Origin of the sequence: Arthrobacter sp. fls2-241-R2A-172, from assembly GCF_030208885.1 — a bacterium.
In the GTDB taxonomy this organism is placed as follows: Bacteria; Actinomycetota; Actinomycetes; order Actinomycetales; family Micrococcaceae; genus Arthrobacter.
The window spans coordinates 101,193-119,649 of record NZ_JARVTB010000012.1 but is presented as its reverse complement, the minus strand read 5'-3'; the positions used below and the strand labels follow the sequence as shown (position 1 = coordinate 119,649).

Sequence of the window (18,457 nt, the reverse complement as noted above, 5' to 3'; positions counted from 1 at the left end):
CTCCCCCTTTTGCTACTTAAGCTTCGGGGTTGGGGCACGGGTTGTACATGGGCGTGGGCGGGTTTAGGCCATGATTGGGCTCTCAACGTGCAGCTTGTTGTTCCTGATGAGCCATTGCACGGACTCTCGGACAGCCTGTTCCGGTTCATAACTTGGCGCATAGCCCAGCAGTGCCTTGGCCTTTTCGATGCTGACGCAGTGGTTGCGGGAGAGGTGGGCCCAGCTGGTGTCCGCGTGTTCCGGCGTCGTCGTCCCCCGGAAGTCGTCCCAACTGACCATGTCCGAGCGTGGCTCCTGACCGAACCACGACGCCGCAATCTCCAGGTAGCCGCGAACAGTCAGGGCGGATGGAGCAACGATGTTGAAGTCCTCCCCGGCCGCCGCCTCACGCCGGTCGATGGCCTTTTCAAACGCCTGGGCGAGGTCGTCTGCATGCACATGGTGCATCAGCTCCGTGCCCCCACCCGGAATCTGGAGGGGCTGTCCGGCGGAGATCTTTTCCCACACCGAGGGATCGAAATTCCCCAGCGGGCCAACCGGATGCCAGCCCGGCCCTACGATATGTCCGGGGTGCAGGGACGTGGTGACCAAACCGCCGTCGGCCGTTTCTTCCTTCAGCATCCGTGCGATGTCGCGTTTTTGGATACCGTATTCATCCAGCGGCTCCGCGGTGGAGTGCGAGCCCTCTGAGATGGGCAGCTTCCGGCTCGCGCCGTAACGCCAAATGGACCCGCAATGCAGCAGATGCCCCGCCTCGCCCCGAAGACGGTTCACCAGGGCGGTGGCGGATTCGAGCGTGAAACACAGCAGGTCAACCACGACGTCGGCACTCAAGTCCGCGACCCGGTCACCAAAAGTGCCCTCCCGGTCCTCCTGCGCACGGTCCGCGGTGACCTGGTGGACGTGCTGCCACTCGGGGAAATCCGTGTAGGGCGTACTGGTGCCGCGGCTGACGTTGACCACTTCGTGTCCCCCGCGCACCAGCCTGGGAACGAGGAACGAGCCGATGTGGCCACTGCCACCGATGACGACGATTTTCATGGTTCTCCTGCGCTGGGTGGGGCGTGGGTGTTCACTGTACGTGACCGGATCTTGGCGCGCGATCCCCCGGTCCATTCGCCATCGGTTCACTAGGGTGGAAAGAAGCCCAGAGTGAGGATCACCAAATGGACACCGCTGCCAGCGACATCGCCGTGGACCGGCACTACGATCTGATCATCATCGGCACCGGGTCCGGGAACTCGATTCCCGGACCGGAGTTCGAAGACCGGTCGATCGCGATCATCGAAGAAGGGACGTTCGGCGGCACCTGCCTGAATGTCGGCTGCATCCCGTCGAAGATGTACGTTCACACTGCCGACACCGCACTGGACATTGCTGACTCCAAGCAACTGGGCCTCGACGCCCAGGTCAACTCCGTGGATTGGCCGGGCATAGTCAACCGGATCTTTGAAAAGCGGATAGACCCCATTGCCGCTTCAGGCGAGGATTACCGCCGTGGCCCGCGGAGTCCCAACATCGACGTCTACGACCACCACGCCGTCTTCGTCGGAGAACGTACTCTGCGTATAGGCGACGGCGCCCACCAAGAAACCATCTCAGGTGACCAGATAGTCATCGCCGCCGGCTCCAGGCCCATGATTCCCGATGCCATCGCGGCTTCAGGCGTGCGGTATTACACCAACGAGGACATCATGCGGCTGCCGGAGTTGCCCAAGTCCTTGGTGATCATTGGCGGGGGCTACATCGCCATGGAGTTCGGCCACGTGTTCGACGCCCTCGGCAGCGACGTCACCATCATTCCCCGCTCGACGCTCCTGCGGCATCTGGACCACGACCTCCACGACCGGTTCAACGCCCTGGCCGCCAAACGCTTCGACATCCGGCCTGGCCGGACCACCATAGGTGCCGAGCAGACAGACCACGGCATAACAGTCAGGCTCGACGACGGCACCTCAGCGACGGGGGAGGTCCTGCTGGTTGCCACGGGGCGCATCCCCAACGGGGACCTACTGAACCTGGCCGCTGGCGGGATCGAGATGACCGGGAATGGCCGCATCAAGGTGGACGAATACGGCCGGTCAACCTCCGCGCCAGGTGTCTGGGCCCTTGGTGACGTCTCCTCCCCGTACATGCTCAAGCACGTCGCCAACGCTGAGATGCGCTCCGTGCGCCACAATCTACTGAACCCGGACAACCTCCGAAAAATGCCGCACGACCATGTTCCCTCGGCCACGTTCACCAACCCGCAAATCGCCACCGTGGGCATGACCGAAGCCCAAGCCCACGAAAACGGCTACAACGTGACCGTCAAAATCCAGGACTACGGAGACGTCGCATACGGGTGGGCTTTGGAAGACACCATCGGGATCTGCAAACTCATCGCCGACCGCGACACCGGCAAACTCCTCGGCGCCCACTACATGGGGCCCCAGGCGTCCACCCTCATCCAACAGATGATCACCGTCCTGGCCTTCGACCTCGACGTGCGCGATTTCGCCGCCAAGCAATACTGGATCCACCCCGCACTGCCCGAAGTCACCGAAAACGCGTTGCTCGGCCTCACGTTCAACGGGACGGGAGCGGGGTGATGTGGGCGGCGGCTTGAACGATTCGGGTCGGTGATCCCAGGAGGAACTGAACGTGCCACGATCCAGTTCGTAGTCGGACGCTATTGCGTGGCTTCGGGCGGCCGGATGGCTTTGATCTTTCGCCAGCCACCGGCACGGTTATTGGCGATGATGGCCCTGAACATGTCACCAAGTGCCTGGACGTTCACTGCCTCACCCTCGCGGTAGGAGACGGTGCGGGCCGTTTTGTTGTTGTGTCCGGCCGTGATGATGCCTTGGGGGTCCGGGACAATGCCACCGTCATAAAGGAATACGTTGACGTGGTCCTTGGCCGCGAGGAGGGCGCAGATATTGCCGTCCAGGACGAAATACGGCTGGACGGTGCGTTTGATGGTTTCCTGGACGTCCGGATCTGCGGCGAGCACCAACTCCCTGACTGCTTGGCAGATTGCCTGCTGCCATTCCGGCAGGGATTCGATGTAGCTGTCAACGCGGGGGTCAGCCATGCCCGAAAGTATGCGCCAGCAATCCCGGAAATTGAAGGGTGCGTGGGCCGTTCGAATGTGAACCACGGTTGCAGGAGTAACTCCAAAGTCCGGGCTGGATCCTGTGGTCGCCGTCCGCCGTCGAGCCTCAACCGGAACGACTCACTTCTCCCCGAGGTCGACAAACAGCTGCCAAGGATGCTTAGCATGATTACGCCGGGTACGCCCGGGTACGTGACCTCTTGAATGACCCCCTCGGAAGGTCGGCGCTGGAGCGGCGACCGCGTAAAGGAGAATGCTGTGCGGGAGCCTGTAGTCAACGAGAGCGCGGCAGAAGTCGGCTCTGATCACAACGGAACGCAGGAAGAAGTACAGGAAGCGGTTACCGAATCACCTGAGCCCGAGATCACCTTCGACGAGCAGTTCTACCCCGCCCGCCCCAAGGCGCTGAGGCCCATTGCCCGGCGTCGGCAGTTCTTCGCGGCCCGTCCGTCGCTGGAATTCGACGGCCTTAACAAAACGTATGTGGATTGGCTGCGCAACCAGTCGATGCTGGGGGACGCCAACACCATGGCACGGCAGCTTTCCGGGCAGGCCAGCATGTGGCAGAACTCGTATGCCAGGCCCAATCCCCGGGCAGCTGTGGAGCGCGCGCCCGTCTGGTTCACGGCGTATCCGCTGTCCTTCATCACCAAGGACGGTCAGTCCTTCCTGTCGGCACTCGGTGACCCGGAACTGTGGGATGCCTTCCGGGAAATCGGCATCCGCGGACTGCACACAGGGCCTGTGAAGTTGGCCGGCGGCATCAGCGGCTGGTCGCAAACACCCAGTGTTGACGGGCACTTTGACCGGATCTCCATGGCGATCGATCCCGCTTTCGGCACCGAGGAGGAGTTCCGACAGATGTGTGAGGTCGCCGTGGACCACGGCGGCACGGTCATTGACGACATCGTTCCCGGCCACACAGGCAAGGGCGCCGACTTCCGGCTGGCAGAGATGAACTTCCGGGACTACCCCGGCATCTATCACATGGTGGATATCCCCGAAGAAGACTGGCACCTGTTGCCGGACGTCCCGGAGAACCAGGACTCTGTCAACATCAGCCCCGAGGCGGAGAAGGCCCTCCAAGAGGCGGGTTATATCATCGGCCGGCTCCAGCGCGTGATTTTCTACGAACCCGGGGTCAAGGAAACCAACTGGAGTGCCACCAAGCCGATCATTGACACCACAGGCAAGAAGCGCCGCTGGGTCTACCTCCACTACTTCAAGTCCGGCCAGCCCTCCATCAACTGGCTGGACCCCACCTTCGCCGGCATGCGCCTGGTGGTGGGCGATGCCCTGCACTCGTTGCTGGACCTCGGCACCGGTGCCCTGCGCCTTGACGCCAACGGCTTCCTTGGCGTTGAGAAGAGCGCGGAGGAAGAGCCGGGTTGGTCCGAAGGACACCCGTTGTCGGAGGCAGCCAACCAGCTGATCGGCTCGATGATCCGCAAGGTGGGCGGGTTCTCCTTCCAGGAGCTCAACCTCACCATTGATGACATCAAGTCCCAGTCTGAGTCCGGCCCGGACCTCTCCTACGACTTCATCACCAGGCCCGCCTACCACTACGCGCTGGTCACCGGCGACACCGAGTTCCTCCGCCTTACGCTCAAGCTGGCTATGGAGATCGGCGTGGACCAGGCCTCATTGGTCCACGCACTCCAGAACCACGACGAACTCACCTACGAGCTGCTTCACTTCGCGGCCGGGCACCGGGACGACATCTTCGAGCTCGGCGGCGAAGAGCTGACGGGCGCGGAGGTTGCCGACAAGGTCCAGACAACCATGCGTGAACGCCTCACGGGTGAGAACGGGCCCTACAACGCCGTCTTCACCACGAACGGCATAGCCTGCACCACGGTAAGTTTCCTGATGGCGGCGTTGGGCGTCAAAGACCCGGATGCCATCACTCCCGAGCAGGAATCGCAGGTGCTGGACGCGCACGTGCTCCTGTCCATGTACAACGCACTTCAACCGGGCGTTTTCGCTTTGTCCGGCTGGGATCTCACCGGTGTCACGGCGCTGGACCGCCAGACAGTGGGCGAGCTGACCTCGCAGGGCGATACCCGTTGGATTAACCGTGGCGCCCACGACCTGATGGGCACCAGCCCGGACGCTACAACCTCGCTGGCGGGGATGCCTCGGGCCCGGAGCCTCTACGGTCCACTTCCCGAGCAGCTGAAGGACTCCAACTCCTATGCGCGGCGGCTCCAGCAGATCCTCGCGGTTCGGGAAGAGTCGGGGATTGCCACCAGCACACTCCTGGACGTGCCGGACGTGTCGAACAAGGGATTGCTGGTCCTGGTGAACCAGCTCGCTGACGATGCACTGCAAGTCACGGTCCTGAACTTCTCGGACCAGGACATCGCGGGCAGCATTCAGTCCTCACACCTTGTTCCGGGCGCGGCTGTCCACGACCTGTTCAGCGGCGAGGACATCAGCCAGGTCGATGACCTCTGCAGCTTCTTCCTCGAACTCCGCCCGTTCCAAGGCACGGCACTGCTGCTGAAGGACCCCGTGGAGGAAGAAGCCACCGACTAGGGAGTACGACGTCGGCACTCAACTTGAGTGCCGACGTCGGGGGTTGCCTCGGTCCGGGAGGTATGAAAAATTTACGGACCCGGCTTCCAACTCTGAACCAGGAAGGCCGACCCTCTGGGGGCGCATTCGCCAGGGTCCACGTCGGTGGGCGAGAGGCCGCCGCCGAAGGCGAAGTCCTGTCCAATGGTGATGGTGGTCCCGTCGGGCAGGATCACCCCCGTCCCAGTGACCTGTGTTCCTGCGGGGAAGATGAGCGCACCCTCGCTGCCGTCGGGATAGGTGCCGACAATGCACCCAGCGCCGTTCAGGCCCAGCTTTCCCCCATTGGCCGCATCCATGTGGAAGTCTGCTTCCGGGTCGTTGGCCACGGCGGCCTTGTGACCGTTGCTGCCCGTGACGATGTGGTTGCCGAACGTCGGCATCCGCATCCCTGTAATTTCAGGCAACGGGGCGCCCGACTCCAAAGTTGCAGGTTGCGAAATGGCCGGCGTCGCCTGCTCCGGCATTGGGAAACCCATTGAGCCTGCCACGAAGAAGCCGACAGCAATTGCGGCCACCGCCCCCACCAAGCCAAACCCCGCCACCGGCCGGGACCGTTTACGGGGCCGTCTGTTGAATACGTCGATGGGACCACCCACCGCAGGTTGGCTGCGCTCAGTACCCACGACCGCCAGGCTTTTTTCCCGGCTCCGTGCCAGCTCCTCTTCACTGACCGCCAGAGCCGGGTCCGTTGCGGCCAAGCGTTCCCCGGGTGACATCTCCCTGTTGCTCATCGCTGCACATCCTCTGCGGCTCGATCTGTTCCAAGCAATGCGCCCAGTTGTTTCCGTGCCCTGTGCAGGCGCATCCTGACGGCTGTCGCAGGAAGGTTGAGCAGGGCCGCAATCTCGGCGGAGGTGAACCCGTCCCAGTAGGTCAGCAGGAGGACTTCGCGCTCGTCCGGCTTAAGCTGCTCCAAAGCCTCCTGCACCGCGCCGTCGTCGGAATCCACCGGCCGCGGCCGTTCTCCCTCCAACCGTTGGGCGAGGTTCTGCGAGCGCATCGCGGAGCGCTGATGATTTCGAAGGACGTTCCGGGCGATCCCGAACATCATCAGCACAGACAAATCCTGGTCCTGCTGCGATCTTTCCCAAGCGATCCGGAAGACTTCCGCACACAGATCTTCGGCCGTCGACGCCCCTTCACAGCGCCTGCGGAGATAGCGGTACACCTTGTCGTGGCTGGCAGCATGGACTGCCAGGAAGTGCTTCTCCCGGGCCATCTCCACGCGATCTCCTTGCTCCGCCTGCACCCTCATAACCAGTTAATGTCCAGCAGTGAGAAGAATGTAACGGAACTTTCAGGAAAATGCGGAACGCCCGACGTCGGCACTCGGGTGAGTGCCGACGTCGGGTCCTGTTTAGTCGCCTACGGCGTCCCGGCCGCGGCGGAGGATGAGCGGATCGGCGTCGTAAACGACCGAGGTGTCCTTATCCGCGTAGTCGAACTGGTTGAGGAAGAAGCGCATGGCGTTGATGCGGGCGCGCTTCTTGTCGTTGGATTTGACGGTGATCCAGGGCGCATGGTCGGAATCGGTGTGCAGGAACGTCTTTTCCTTGGCCTCTGTGTAGTCTTCCCAACGATCCAGTGACGCGAGGTCCATGGGCGAGAGTTTCCAGCGACGGACGGGGTCGATCTGGCGGATCGCGAAACGTGTCCGCTGTTCCTGGCGGGTCACGGAGAACCAGAACTTGGTCACGTGGATGCCTGCGTCCACCAGCATCTTCTCGAACACCGGCGCCTGGCCCATGAACGTGTTGTACTCATCCTCGTTGCAGAAACCCATGACGCGCTCCACGTTGGCCCGGTTGTACCAGGACCTGTCGAACATGACGATCTCCCCGGCAGTCGGCAGGTGCTGAATGTAGCGCTGGAAGTACCACTGGCCCTGTTCGCGGTCCGATGGCTTGGCGAGCGCCACCGTCCTGGCCGAGCGCGGGTCGAGGTGCTCGGTGAAGCGTTTGATGGTTCCACCCTTGCCGGCGGCGTCCCGTCCCTCGAAGACGATCACGTGCTTCAGCCCAAGGTCCTGGCCCCAGTATTGGAACTTCAGCAGTTCGATCTGGAGCCGGTACTTCTCGATCTCGTACTCGTCACGGGTCATCCGCTCTTTGTACGGATAATCCTCGTGCCATGTTTCCACCGCTGATCCACCGGGATCGATGAGGTCCGGGTCTTCGCCTTGGCCACCGCTGATGGTGTAACCCATTTCCACCAGATGATCGATGGTTTCGCGCAGGTTGTCCCTGACCCACCAATTGTCCAACGATGCAGCTAGTGGGTTTGCCTCCGTCATGCGGTCCTCCTGGTCAGCCGGGTAGTGCCGGGCAGCCTAACAGCGGCGGATGACGGGAGGGTGAACAAGCCCTCGGTTCAGCTCAGGGTCGCCGGGATCTCGATCCAGTAGCGCCGGAAGTCGCGGCCGTCCGTTCCGGTTCGAACGTCCTCAAGCACTCCGCCGCAGCGCTCAATTGTCTTGGCGGAAGCCTCGTTGGCGTCATCACAGGTCAGGAGGACGCGTTCCGGCTCCCCCTGCACCGACAACCGGTCACAGACCTCCCGCAAAGCCCACGACGCCGCTCCCCTCCCCCGATCGGACGGCCGCACGCCATAGCCTATGTGGCCCCCGGAGTTACGGAGGTACGGGGTGAGGTAGTGACGGAAGGCAATGGCTCCCACATACCTTTCGCCCTCGATAATCCAGCGGTAGGTGCACGGAACAATGCCGTCCTTCTCGGGTGCATGCTCGGCATCGGTCAGCCGTTTCACCCATGCCGCAAAGCCTTCCCGGGTGCTGACGTTGTCGTCCGGGAACAGTCCCGCGCCGTCCTGGTGGGCGCCGTCCCATTCGCCGTGGGACTCAATGAAGGACTGATGGAAGGACACGTCGGGAGCTACGAGTTCGAACATGCAGACGACTCTATACGGAGAGCAATCCCCGCGCCGACCCTCCCTTTGGAGACAAATCTACTTTCTTGTCATATACATGACTTATCCCGTAAATACATCGCAGCTCCACTAACCGATCGGAATGCAGATGCCCGGAAAAGGAACTACCCTCTTGACGGCGGCCACCACAGTACTGCTCATGACGACCGCAGGCACCGCGGTTGCGGCCGTGCCCACCACGGCGGAACGCACGGCGGAACCCACGACGGCGGCCAGCACCGCACCGGACATCGAGGCACTGATTGCGGGAATGTCCCTGGACGAAAAGATCGGCCAGATGACCTGGACCCACGTCTACGGCTCGTCCGCGGATGACACGTCCATGGCGGCAAGCAACCAGGAACGGTACGGCGTTAACACCCCCGGCGAAGTGGTGGAAAAGTACAACCTTGGCGGCGTCCTCTATTTCGCGTGGTCCGGCAACACCAACAACCCCCGGCAAGTCGCGGGACTTTCCAACGGCCTGCAGAAACGGGCGATGGGAGCTGACGGAAACGGCATTCCCCTGGCGGTAACCATCGACCAGGAAGGCGGCCCCGTTGCACGCATCGGACCCCCTGCCACAGTCCTCCCCGGGAATATGGCCCTCGGCGCCACGGCGGACAAGGACCTCGCCCAGGCACAGGGAACGATTCTCGGGTCTGAGATGCGTGCCATGGGCATCAACGTGGACTTCGCCCCGGTGCTTGACCTGAACTCCAACCCCGACAACCCGGTCATCGGAATCCGCTCCATGGGTGAGGACCCCGCCCTTGTCAGCTCCTTGGGTGTCGCGCAAATCAATGGGATGCAATCGCAGGACGTCGGAGCCGCCGCCAAGCACTTCCCCGGACACGGCGACACCTCAGTGGACTCCCACTACGGCCTTCCCACGGTCACCTACAACCGCGAAACGCTGAACAAGCACCTTCAGCCGTTCAAAGCCGTCATCGATGCCGGCGTGGACATGGTCATGACAGCCCACATCATCGTCCAGGCCATCGATCCGGAAATGCCCGGAACCCTTTCCCACAAGGTGCTGACCGGATTGCTGCGCGACGAACTCGGGTTCAAGGGCCTGGTGACCACGGACGCCTTGGACATGGCAGCCATGGCAGCGGAGTGGCCGCAGGAAGAAATAGCGGTCAAAGCCATCCAGGCCGGCTCGGACATCCTCCTGAACTCCCCCGATGTGGACGCGTCGTTCGCAGGGGTTCGCGCCGCCGTCGGGTCCGGTGAACTGAGCGAAAGCCGCCTCGACGAATCCGTCCGGCGGATCCTCGAATGGAAGGTCAAGCGGGGAGTCTTCAAGCAACCCCTTACGGATACCGCCAGCGTGGACAGTCTGGTCGGCACGGCAGGGAATCTGGCAACGGCCAACCAGATCTCGGACCGCGCCGTTACCTTGCTGCGGAACCAGGATCGCGTGTTGCCGCTGGCCCCGGGCACTTCGGTACTGATGGTGGGGTCCGGTTCAGGTTGGCCCGAACTGGTAGGGCCCAAACTGAAGGACCAGGGATTTGCTGTCACCGAAGACTACGAAAACGGGAGTTCGCCCTCCAACGCATATAGGGCGCGGGCTGTAGCGGCGGCCAACAAGGTGGACGCAGTCGTCTTCACCTCGTACAACGCCACGTCCAACGCGGCCCAGCAACAGATGGTGGCCGAGCTCGCCGGGACCGGCAAACCCGTCATCGTCATCGCCACCCGTAATCCCTATGACATCAGCGTTTTTCCGGGAGCTGCGGCAGTGCTGAACAGCTACGGGACAACGAACGTCAATTTCCACGGGGTGGTGCGGGCCATCGCCGGCACAGTGAACCCCGCCGGCAAACTGCCGGTCAACATACCAGCAGCCGACGGCGGCGGCGTCCTTCTGCCGCTGGGCTTCGGTTTGAGTTACGACACCGCGACGCCGGCAGCCGTCACGTTTACGGACAAGCCCGGTCGCGGACAGGACTCCTACGCCATCCCCACGGCGGTGGGGGTCAACTACGTGATTGATGGCAAGGTGATCGCTGCCGGGACCTACAGGAAGCCCGACGGCGCGGTGAACGTCACGGCAGTTCCCGTGAAGGGCTACGTCTTTACCGAGGGCGCCGTGACCCGGTGGAACCACACGTTCACCACGGGACGCCCCAACCTGTAGCTAAACCACGGAAGAGTTCGCCAGTGCCACCGTGATGAGCAGGGCAATCCCGAACATCGGCAGGCAAAGCACCATGTTCGTCAGGCGGTTGTCCCTCATCACGGCCACGAACTCCCGGAGGAAAGCACTGGGGACGAAGTATCTGGCCGTCGGCGCACCCACCACCTCCGCGTCGATCTTCTGCCGACGTGACAGGAGCGCCGCACGAAGCACGTGGTAGTTGTTGGTGCACACCAGCAGCGGACCGTGGATGCCCTTTGCCGCCAGGAGCGCGACGGAATATGCCAGGTTTTCGCGGGTCGTGGTGGCCTGGTTTTCCTCCAGGACGTCGCCGTCTGCGGCACCTTTCGATACCAGGTACTCCTTCATTGCCGCAGATTCCGGCCGGGGTTCGTCCGGGCCTTGGCCCCCTGAAGGCACCAGTACAGGCCTGACGGAAGTGACGCCGTCGTAGATTTCCAGGGCCTTGTTCAACCGCGCGGCGAGAAGCGGCGGGACCTTGCCGTCGATCAGGCCGGAACCCAGGACGATCACAGCTGCCGGGTTGGGACTGAAACGCATCCGCGAGTACACCAAGGCGTATCCAAGGAACACCACGAACGCACAGCCAAGGTAGGCGCAGAGGAAGAACGCCAGGGCGGCGATACCGGCCAGGACGGGTTGCCCGCTCAAAACGAAAAGGAAAGCAACAACGGGTGCCAGGAAAACTGCGAGTCCCACGGCAATCGGGAGGAAGCTGGTGATGCCCGGACCTTCCCGGCGGACCATCGTGATTCCGTTGGCGATCAGGAAGGCGGCGAACACGAAGATGCTCACGACGGGGACCACCAGAACCAGGAGGTTTAGCCATTCGAACCAGGGGTTCAAGTCGATCAGGAAGTCCAGAATCGCCTGCAGGAGAAACCACGCGGACACCAGCAAGAGGACGCCGTTGCGCAATCGCCGCCGATCCGACTGGTAGGAGGCGAGGAAGAGGCCCGCGAAAAGAAGTCCAAGGACCAGGTTCAGCATGCTCCAAGCCTATTCGGTGCCGTGGCTAGGCCGTTTCGCGGATGATCAGCTCCGTGGGAATCGTGACTGCGGCCGGCCGTTTGCCGCTGATGACGTCCAGCAGGAGGCGGACCATCTCTTCGCTGATGCGATCGAACGGCTGGCGAACCGTGGTGAGCGCTGTTTCCCGGGAGTCATTGATGTCGTCAAAGCCGACGACGGCGACATCACCCGGAGTTGTTAGGCCGGCTTCACGTAGTACGTCCATCGCGCCAAGCGCCATGAGGTCATTCGCGGCGAAGACGGCGTCAATGTCCTTTGCCCGGGCCAGGAGTTCGCTCATCGCCTTCGCTCCGCTTTCACGGCTGTAGTCGCCCTGGGCGATGAGAGCCTCATCAACACCTTCACCATGGTGGTCGCGGTACGCTTCCAGGCGTCGGGTTCCACCCGAAGTGTCCGCAGGGCCGGCGATGGTAGCAATCCGCTGCCGACCGCCGTCGCGCAGGTAACGCAAAACGTCCCGGGCGCCCTCGTAGTCGTCGGCCGACACGTAGCCCATCTTCTTTTCGAACCCCAAGGGAACGCCACAGGCGATCGCCGGAATACCAGCAGAAATGATGTCGGCAATGATGCCCTTCCGGCTTCCATGGGAGGAGACCAGCAGGACACCATCCACATGGCCGGCTGTGAGGAAGTCCGTGGCGCGGCGCTGTTCGTCGTCGGTGCCGGCCAGGATCAGGACCATCGGAATATCGTGCACTGCCAGCGCGTCCGCCGCACCGCGCATCAACACAGCGAAGTTGGGGTCTTCAAAGAGCCGTTCCTGGGTCTCGGTGAGTAGGAAAGCCACGGAATTGGCCCGGTTGGTTGCAAGGTTCCGGGCATGGGGATTGACCCGGTATCCCGTCTTCTTGATGGCTGCGTTGACAGCCGCGAGGGCTGACGGGCTGACCCAGTGCCCACCGTTGAGAACCCGTGAAACAGTACCTCGGGAAACGCCGGCTTCTGCGGCCACATCGTCGATCTTGGGCCGCGGCTTGGGGGTGGCGTGAGTCATGACCACAGCCTACCTATCGCTAGGCCTTCACGGCGCCAGCGGCAAGATCCACCTTCCAATAGCGTTGCAGGAGAAGGAACATGATCACCAACGGAACGATGGATAGCAGGGCACCCGCAAGAACCAAGGTATAGAGCGCGGGCGCGGAGGCCCCCTGGTTCAGCAGCCCGTTAAGCCCAACCGTGATGGGAAACAGGTGGTCGTCGCCAAGCATGATGTACGGCAGCATGAAGTTGTTCCAGATCGCCACGAATTGGAACAGGAAGATGGTAACCAGGCCCGGGAGCATCATGGGGACGGCTATGCGGTTGAATATGTACATTTCCTTGGCACCCTCTGTCCGCGCGGCCTCGATGACATCGCCCGGAACCGAAGCAGCAGCGTAGATGCGGGCCAGGTAGATGCCGTAAGGGCTGATGATCTGGGGGAGGAGCACCGACCAGTAAGTATTGGTGAGCCCGGCCTGGGCGAGCATCAGGTACTGCGGGATGGCCAGGATCACGCCCGGGACCAGCACACCCATGAGCAGGACCTTGAAGACCCCGGATTTGCCGGGAAAGTCGTATTTGGCCAGGACGTAGCCCGATAGCGCCGACACCCACGTTGACACGATGGCTCCGACGCCCGCGTAGAGGGCAGTGTTGAGCATCCAGCGCCAGAACAGGCCGTCGCGGTATCCGGTGAGCTCCACAATGTTGTCCCAGAGATGCGTACTGGGCGCCAATGTGAAGGTGGAGAACAGTTCGGTGCCGTCCTTGCTGGCGGCAGCCACCACCCAGACCACGGGGAACAGGCAGTAGAGCGCACCAAGGATCAGGATGCCGGTGGACAGATAGCTCGGCTTTTCCTTGGCGTACTCCGCCCTGCCGGACGTGGCAAGGGCGCGGCGGCTTTTCGGGGGCGTAGCCAGGGCAGTCATGGTCAGTTCTCCTGTCCAAAGGCCCGCTTCTGCACAATGCGCAGGAACAGGAAGGAAATGATGAAGGTTGCCAGGGCAATCACGATGCTGGTGGCGGCAGCTGAGAAGACATCGTTCCGTGTGAACGCATCACGGTAAACGAGCATCAGCGGGGACCAACTCGTGGAAAGGCTGTTGGCCAGCGGACGCAGCGTGGTGGGCTCGGCGAAGACTTGGAGCGTTGCGATCATCGAGAACAGCGCGGTCATCACAAGGGAAGGGGCAATGATGGGGATTTTGATCCTGATGGCGGTCTGGATTTCAGAGCAGCCGTCCAGCTTGGCCGCCTCATAGATTTCGCTGGGAACTGCCTTGAGCGAGGTGTACATGACAATCATGTTGAAGCCCACGCCGCCCCACAGGGCGATGTTGCAGATGGCGAACGTGACCAGGTTGGGATCCAGCAGCGAGGGCAGTTCCATGCCGAATTGGCGGGCCAGGAAGTGGAAAGGGCTGACACCGGGCAGGTAAAGGAAACCCCACAGGAGTGAGCTGATCACTGCCGGGACCGCGTACGGCAGGAAGATCGCCGTGCGAGAGAAGCTACTTGCCCTGGTGCGGCGGGAATCGAGAAGGAGCGCGAACAGCAAGGCAAAGCCGAGCATCAAGGGAATAAGGATGAGCCCGTAGGTCAGGACACGAAGAACACTTCCCAGGAACTCAGGATCCGTCAGAGCACCGACGTAATTGTCCAGGCCGGCGAAAGCCGTACTCTGCGAACCTTTCCCGAGGCCCAGGCCGCTGACTTTCTTTTTCTGGAAGCTGAGCACCAGCGTGTAGATGATGGGCGCTGCCATAAAGACAAGGAACAGGACGATGCCCGGGGCGAGCATCGCGTATGGGATGAGCACCCGGGACTTGAAATTCTTGGCCCGCCTGGGGGTTTCGGATGTTCTGCCGGCCGCCGGACCGGGCTTGGTTGCGGTCATTGCCACGGGTGCACTTCCTTGTTTTCGAAGAGGTTGACGAGCGTTGCTGCGGGAGGACGTTTGTCCGTCCTCCCGCAGCTGAGGCGGCTACTTGACGGTGAAGCCGGTCTTCTTCAGGTCCTCGACGGTGACCTGCTGCATCTTGGCGACGGCATCCAGGAAAGCACTCTTCTGCTTCGACTGGGCGGCCTTGGCGAACTGGTCGTTGTAGGCGTTGTAGGCAACGTTGACGTTGGGGCCGTAGGTGAAGGAACCCACGTTCTGCGCAGCCTCGCCCACCACCTTGTAGAAATCCGGCTGGTTGGAGAAGAAGGCAGGGGCCTCAGTGAGCGAAGATTCGGCGCCCGCAGTGTCCGCGGGATAGATCCCTGTCTCCTTGACCAAGGCCTTAACGGCCTCGGGATCAGTGTTGAGCCAAGTGGCGAACTTGGCCGCGGCGTCCAGGTTCTTGGATTGCGAGGTGACCGCGGTTGACGAGCCACCCCAGTTCCCTGTGGATGGCTTGGATGCATCCCATTGCGGCATGGGCGCTGCTTTCCACTTGCCCGCCGTGGCACCCGCGTTGCCTGAAAGAACACCCGGACCCCACGCTGCGCTCAGCCAGCCAACCTGCTTGCCGGTGTTGAGCGCAGTGTTCCACTCCGGTGTGTACATGGGCTTGTTGTCGATGATGCCCTCTTCTACGAGGCCACCCCAGTAGCCTGCCACCTTCTGGGTGGGCTCTTCGGCAATTTTGACGTTCCAGGCGTCGCCCTCAACGCCCCACCAGGAAGCTCCAGCCTGTTGTGCCATGCCGGTGAACCAGCCGGCGTCGTTGGACGAGAACGTTCCCAGGTAGGCCTCGGGGTCGGCTGCGTGAACAGCTTTGGCGGCTGCAGCGTACTCTTCCCACGTAGCGGGGACTGCGATGCCCAGCTTCTCGAAGATGTCAGCACGGTAGTAGAAGACCATCGGACCGGTGTCCTGCGGAACCGAGTACAGCGCCTCGCCGCCCAGGGTCACGGAGTTCCACACGCCTTCGGGGAAGTGGCTCTTGGTTTCGTTCGCGGCAGTACCCGAAAGGTCGGCGAGGGCATCTGCTGCCACCAATGTGGGGATCTTCTGGTATTCGGCTTGGATGAGGTCCGGAGCCCCGCTGCCTGCTTTGACGGCGGTGAGCAGCTTGGTGACGGCCGGGTCGCCGCCGTCCTGCTTGTTGACGGTCACGTGGATGTTGGGGTTCTTCTCATTCCAAAGCTCCACCACCTTGTCCAGGTTCGGGGCCCAGGCCCAGTAGGTCAATTCCACCTTCTGGTTGGGGTCGCTGGCAGCAGATTCCTGGCTGCCGGCGGTGGATCCTCCGGAACATCCTGCGGCGAGCATAGTGGCCGCTGCGAGCATGGCTACGGCGCCTGCACGAAATGACTTGCGCATTTCGTCCTCCTTGTCGAAAAGCTGAATGGGTCTGACTGGTTTCACCGCTCATCCGAACTGGAGTCGCATGACTGTGAGCGGTTCCAGTAATTCACAGCATTGTGATCCATGTCAACAATGTTTTCTCTGTGGTGCAGAGAATTTGTCTGTGATATTACTGGGAGCGCACACAGTTCTAAGGAGATCACTCGATGACAGACGTCCTGCAGGCCCCCGCCGTCCAACGCGCGGCGGCGCCTTGGCTCCAGCGCCCGGCAGGCCTTTGCTACGGCGGGGACTACAACCCCGAGCAATGGCCCCGCGAGGTCTGGACGGAGGACATCGCGCTGATGAAAGAGGCCGGGATCAACCTGGTCAGCGTCGGCATCTTCTCCTGGGTCCTCCTGGAACCTCGTGAGGGCGAATACGACTTTGAGTGGCTGGACCACCTCATGGACATGCTCGCCGATGCGGGGATCAGTGTGGACCTTGGCACCCCCACCGCAGCACCCCCTGCCTGGTTCTGGAAGAAGTACCCACAGGCACGGCCCGTGACCCGGGAAGGGGTGACCTTGGGTATCGGATCGCGGGGCATGGCCAGTCCCAGCTCGCCGGAGTACCGCCGCGCCGCCACCAACATCACCGAACAGCTCGCGCGCCGGTACGCCTCCCACCCCGCCCTGGTTCTCTGGCATGTCCACAACGAATACGGCGCACCCGTCAGCGACTCCTACGATGAGCAGTCCGTTTTGGCCTTCCGTGACTGGCTTCGCAACCGGTACGGGACCCTGGATGCACTCAATCAAGCGTGGGGCACCCTCTTCTGGGGTCAGAAGTACGGGGAATGGGACGAAATTGATGCACCACGGCTTTCAGCCAGCGTCAGCAACCAGACCCAGCGCCTGGACTTCCACCGTTTCACTTCGGACGCCATGCTGCAGTGCTTCGTTGCCGAGCGGGATGTCATCAAGAAGTACACACCGGACCTGCCGGTGACTACCAACTTCATGGCAACCAACTGCCTGTCCCCCAACTACTGGGCATGGGCCAAAGAAGTGGACATCGTTGCGAACGACCACTACCTCGTTGCCCAGCGCACGGACAATCACGTCCTCCTCGCGATGGACGCCGACCTCACCCGCTCATTGGCAGGCAACCGGCCATGGATGCTGATGGAGCATTCCACTGGTGCCGTGAACTGGCAGGGCAGGAACATCGCCAAGCGCCACGGCGAGCTTGCCCGCAACAGCCTTTCCCATCTGGCCCGCGGCGCGGACGCTGTGATGTTCTTCCAGTTCCGTGCGTCGCGCTACGGCGCGGAGAAATTCCATTCAGCCATGCTTCCGCACGCCGGAACAGGGACCCGCATTTGGCGGGAGGTGTTGGACTTGGGAGATGACCTCCGAAAGCTCGCACCGGTCAAAGGCTCCACCGTGTCCTCGAGGGTGGCCATCCTTTGGGACGTCGAATCGTTCTGGGCGCAGGACCTTGAATGGCGCCCCAGTAGCGACCTCGACCATCGCGAACGGATTGAGTCCTTCTACTCAGTGCTGTGGAACCGTGGCATCAGTGTCGACTTCGCGCACCCCGAAGCAGACCTCTCCGCCTACGACCTGGTCCTGGCCCCGGCGCTCTACTTGGTGGGAGACAAGGCCGCTGCCAACCTGAGCCGCTACGTTGGTGACGGCGGCCATCTTATGGTTTCCTACTTTTCCGGGATCGTGAACGTCAATGACACCCTCCCCTCCGGAGCTTCCCCTGGTGGGCTCCGCGATGTCCTTGGACTCGAGATCCACGAATTCCTTCCGCTTCGGAAGTCGGAAATCGTGACCCTGGAGAACGGCGCCAGGGGATCGGTCTGGTCTGAGGAAATCCGTCCCGTCACCGCTTCGGTCCTGAGCCGCTACGTTGATGGCCCAGCGGCCTCCGGCCCGGCCATTACCCGTAACGCATTCGGCAAGGGGCTGGCTTGGTATGTCTCCACAAAGCTCGACGGCGGTCACCTCGCCGACGTCGTACTGGACGCGGTGCGGGCTGCGGGGATCGAACTGGGAGCACAGCCTCCTGCCGGGTTGGAGATTGCATCACGCAGCTCAGAGAAAGGAGCTTTCACGTTCCTCATCAATCACGCTGACACAGATGCTGAATATCCGGCGACCGGGCTCAACCTCCTCTCGGGGGAAACAGTGGACGGAATCGCCCACATCCCCGCCGGCACCATCTGCGCTATCCATACCCCGGCGGAACGGAACTAGCTCCGCTTTACCCACAGGCCGCCGGTCCGGACCTCGGTCCGGGCCGGCTCTCCAGTGGCCTCCGTGGAAATCCGATCCCCGCCGGGCTCCACTGCCCGCCTGCACCACCGTCCCAAGAAAGGTGC

General features: G+C 62.3%; 15 protein-coding genes. 4 read left to right on the top strand and 11 right to left on the bottom strand.

What is annotated here, in order from left to right:
• Positions 1 to 63: 63 nt before the first annotated feature.
• Entirely contained in the window at positions 64 to 1,041 is a 978-nt protein-coding gene (locus tag QRM57_RS16800) for an NAD-dependent epimerase/dehydratase family protein (RefSeq protein ID WP_284987392.1), read from the bottom strand.
• Positions 1,042 to 1,166: 125 nt separating this feature from the next.
• On the opposite strand from QRM57_RS16800, the gene mtr reads away from it, so the two are divergent.
• Positions 1,167 to 2,591: a mycothione reductase gene (gene mtr / locus QRM57_RS16795; RefSeq protein WP_284987391.1), complete on the top strand. Its 1,425-nt coding sequence runs from the start codon at positions 1,167 to 1,169 to the stop codon at positions 2,589 to 2,591.
• Between the two features lie 80 nt (positions 2,592 to 2,671).
• On the opposite strand, the gene QRM57_RS16790 is transcribed toward mtr, so the two are convergent.
• Positions 2,672 to 3,076 (bottom strand): DUF1801 domain-containing protein, encoded by a 405-nt coding sequence (locus tag QRM57_RS16790; protein WP_284987390.1) that lies wholly within the window; start codon positions 3,074 to 3,076, stop codon positions 2,672 to 2,674.
• Between the two features lie 279 nt (positions 3,077 to 3,355).
• Here QRM57_RS16790 and treS point away from each other — a divergent pair, with 279 nt between their 5' ends.
• A complete protein-coding gene (gene treS, locus QRM57_RS16785) occupies positions 3,356 to 5,635 on the top strand; it encodes a maltose alpha-D-glucosyltransferase (protein ID WP_502868661.1) in 2,280 nt (759 codons plus the stop codon).
• Positions 5,636 to 5,706: 71 nt separating this feature from the next.
• On the opposite strand, the gene QRM57_RS16780 is transcribed toward treS, so the two are convergent.
• From QRM57_RS16780 to QRM57_RS16765, 4 genes are all read right to left on the bottom strand, one after another.
• Positions 5,707 to 6,408: a hypothetical protein gene (locus QRM57_RS16780; RefSeq protein ID WP_284987389.1), complete on the bottom strand. Its 702-nt coding sequence runs from the start codon at positions 6,406 to 6,408 to the stop codon at positions 5,707 to 5,709.
• Positions 6,405 to 6,896: an RNA polymerase sigma factor gene (locus QRM57_RS16775; protein WP_284987471.1), complete on the bottom strand. Its 492-nt coding sequence runs from the start codon at positions 6,894 to 6,896 to the stop codon at positions 6,405 to 6,407. The genes QRM57_RS16780 and QRM57_RS16775 overlap by 4 nt, the downstream gene beginning before the upstream one ends.
• Positions 6,897 to 7,034: 138 nt before the next feature.
• Positions 7,035 to 7,970 (bottom strand): polyphosphate kinase 2, encoded by a 936-nt coding sequence (gene ppk2 / locus QRM57_RS16770; RefSeq protein WP_284987388.1) that lies wholly within the window; start codon positions 7,968 to 7,970, stop codon positions 7,035 to 7,037.
• A gap of 77 nt (positions 7,971 to 8,047) precedes the next feature.
• Positions 8,048 to 8,584 (bottom strand): GNAT family N-acetyltransferase, encoded by a 537-nt coding sequence (locus tag QRM57_RS16765; protein ID WP_284987387.1) that lies wholly within the window; start codon positions 8,582 to 8,584, stop codon positions 8,048 to 8,050.
• Positions 8,585 to 8,762: 178 nt separating this feature from the next.
• Between QRM57_RS16765 and QRM57_RS16760 the strand changes: the two genes are divergently transcribed.
• Positions 8,763 to 10,751 (top strand): glycoside hydrolase family 3 protein, encoded by a 1,989-nt coding sequence (locus QRM57_RS16760; RefSeq protein ID WP_284987386.1) that lies wholly within the window; start codon positions 8,763 to 8,765, stop codon positions 10,749 to 10,751.
• On the opposite strand, the gene QRM57_RS16755 is transcribed toward QRM57_RS16760, so the two are convergent.
• The 5 genes from QRM57_RS16755 to QRM57_RS16735 form a co-directional block, all read right to left on the bottom strand.
• Positions 10,752 to 11,762, bottom strand: a complete 1,011-nt coding sequence (locus tag QRM57_RS16755) for a YdcF family protein (protein ID WP_284987385.1) — start codon at positions 11,760 to 11,762, stop codon at positions 10,752 to 10,754.
• A gap of 25 nt (positions 11,763 to 11,787) precedes the next feature.
• Entirely contained in the window at positions 11,788 to 12,798 is a 1,011-nt protein-coding gene (locus QRM57_RS16750; RefSeq protein WP_284987384.1) for a LacI family DNA-binding transcriptional regulator, read from the bottom strand.
• Between the two features lie 19 nt (positions 12,799 to 12,817).
• Positions 12,818 to 13,717 (bottom strand): carbohydrate ABC transporter permease, encoded by a 900-nt coding sequence (locus QRM57_RS16745; protein WP_284987383.1) that lies wholly within the window; start codon positions 13,715 to 13,717, stop codon positions 12,818 to 12,820.
• Between the two features lie 2 nt (positions 13,718 to 13,719).
• Positions 13,720 to 14,685 carry a carbohydrate ABC transporter permease gene (locus QRM57_RS16740; protein WP_284987470.1) on the bottom strand — a complete coding sequence of 322 codons (966 nt, stop codon included), beginning with the start codon at positions 14,683 to 14,685 and terminating at the stop codon, positions 13,720 to 13,722.
• 87 nt (positions 14,686 to 14,772) lie between these two features.
• Positions 14,773 to 16,098, bottom strand: a complete 1,326-nt coding sequence (locus tag QRM57_RS16735) for an ABC transporter substrate-binding protein (RefSeq protein WP_284987382.1) — start codon at positions 16,096 to 16,098, stop codon at positions 14,773 to 14,775.
• 191 nt (positions 16,099 to 16,289) lie between these two features.
• Here QRM57_RS16735 and QRM57_RS16730 point away from each other — a divergent pair, with 191 nt between their 5' ends.
• Positions 16,290 to 18,332: a beta-galactosidase gene (locus QRM57_RS16730; protein ID WP_257369857.1), complete on the top strand. Its 2,043-nt coding sequence runs from the start codon at positions 16,290 to 16,292 to the stop codon at positions 18,330 to 18,332.
• Positions 18,333 to 18,457 lie beyond the last annotated feature (125 nt).

What these genes read in the sequence shown, in the direction of transcription:
- QRM57_RS16745 (WP_284987383.1), bottom strand. Translation starts at nt 13,717, where the DNA reads ATGACTGCCCTGGCTACGCCCCCGAAAAGCCGCCGCGCCCTTGCCACG.
- QRM57_RS16740 (WP_284987470.1), bottom strand. Translation starts at nt 14,685, where the DNA reads ATGACCGCAACCAAGCCCGGTCCGGCGGCCGGCAGAACATCCGAAACC.
- QRM57_RS16750 (WP_284987384.1), bottom strand. Translation starts at nt 12,798, where the DNA reads ATGACTCACGCCACCCCCAAGCCGCGGCCCAAGATCGACGATGTGGCC.
- QRM57_RS16775 (WP_284987471.1), bottom strand. Translation starts at nt 6,896, where the DNA reads ATGGCCCGGGAGAAGCACTTCCTGGCAGTCCATGCTGCCAGCCACGAC.
- QRM57_RS16790 (WP_284987390.1), bottom strand. Translation starts at nt 3,076, where the DNA reads ATGGCTGACCCCCGCGTTGACAGCTACATCGAATCCCTGCCGGAATGG.
- QRM57_RS16730 (WP_257369857.1), top strand. Translation starts at nt 16,290, where the DNA reads ATGACAGACGTCCTGCAGGCCCCCGCCGTCCAACGCGCGGCGGCGCCT.
- QRM57_RS16755 (WP_284987385.1), bottom strand. Translation starts at nt 11,762, where the DNA reads ATGCTGAACCTGGTCCTTGGACTTCTTTTCGCGGGCCTCTTCCTCGCC.
- QRM57_RS16760 (WP_284987386.1), top strand. Translation starts at nt 8,763, where the DNA reads ATGACGACCGCAGGCACCGCGGTTGCGGCCGTGCCCACCACGGCGGAA.
- ppk2 (WP_284987388.1), bottom strand. Translation starts at nt 7,970, where the DNA reads ATGACGGAGGCAAACCCACTAGCTGCATCGTTGGACAATTGGTGGGTC.
- QRM57_RS16735 (WP_284987382.1), bottom strand. Translation starts at nt 16,098, where the DNA reads ATGCGCAAGTCATTTCGTGCAGGCGCCGTAGCCATGCTCGCAGCGGCC.
- QRM57_RS16765 (WP_284987387.1), bottom strand. Translation starts at nt 8,584, where the DNA reads ATGTTCGAACTCGTAGCTCCCGACGTGTCCTTCCATCAGTCCTTCATT.
- QRM57_RS16800 (WP_284987392.1), bottom strand. Translation starts at nt 1,041, where the DNA reads ATGAAAATCGTCGTCATCGGTGGCAGTGGCCACATCGGCTCGTTCCTC.
- mtr (WP_284987391.1), top strand. Translation starts at nt 1,167, where the DNA reads ATGGACACCGCTGCCAGCGACATCGCCGTGGACCGGCACTACGATCTG.
- QRM57_RS16780 (WP_284987389.1), bottom strand. Translation starts at nt 6,408, where the DNA reads ATGAGCAACAGGGAGATGTCACCCGGGGAACGCTTGGCCGCAACGGAC.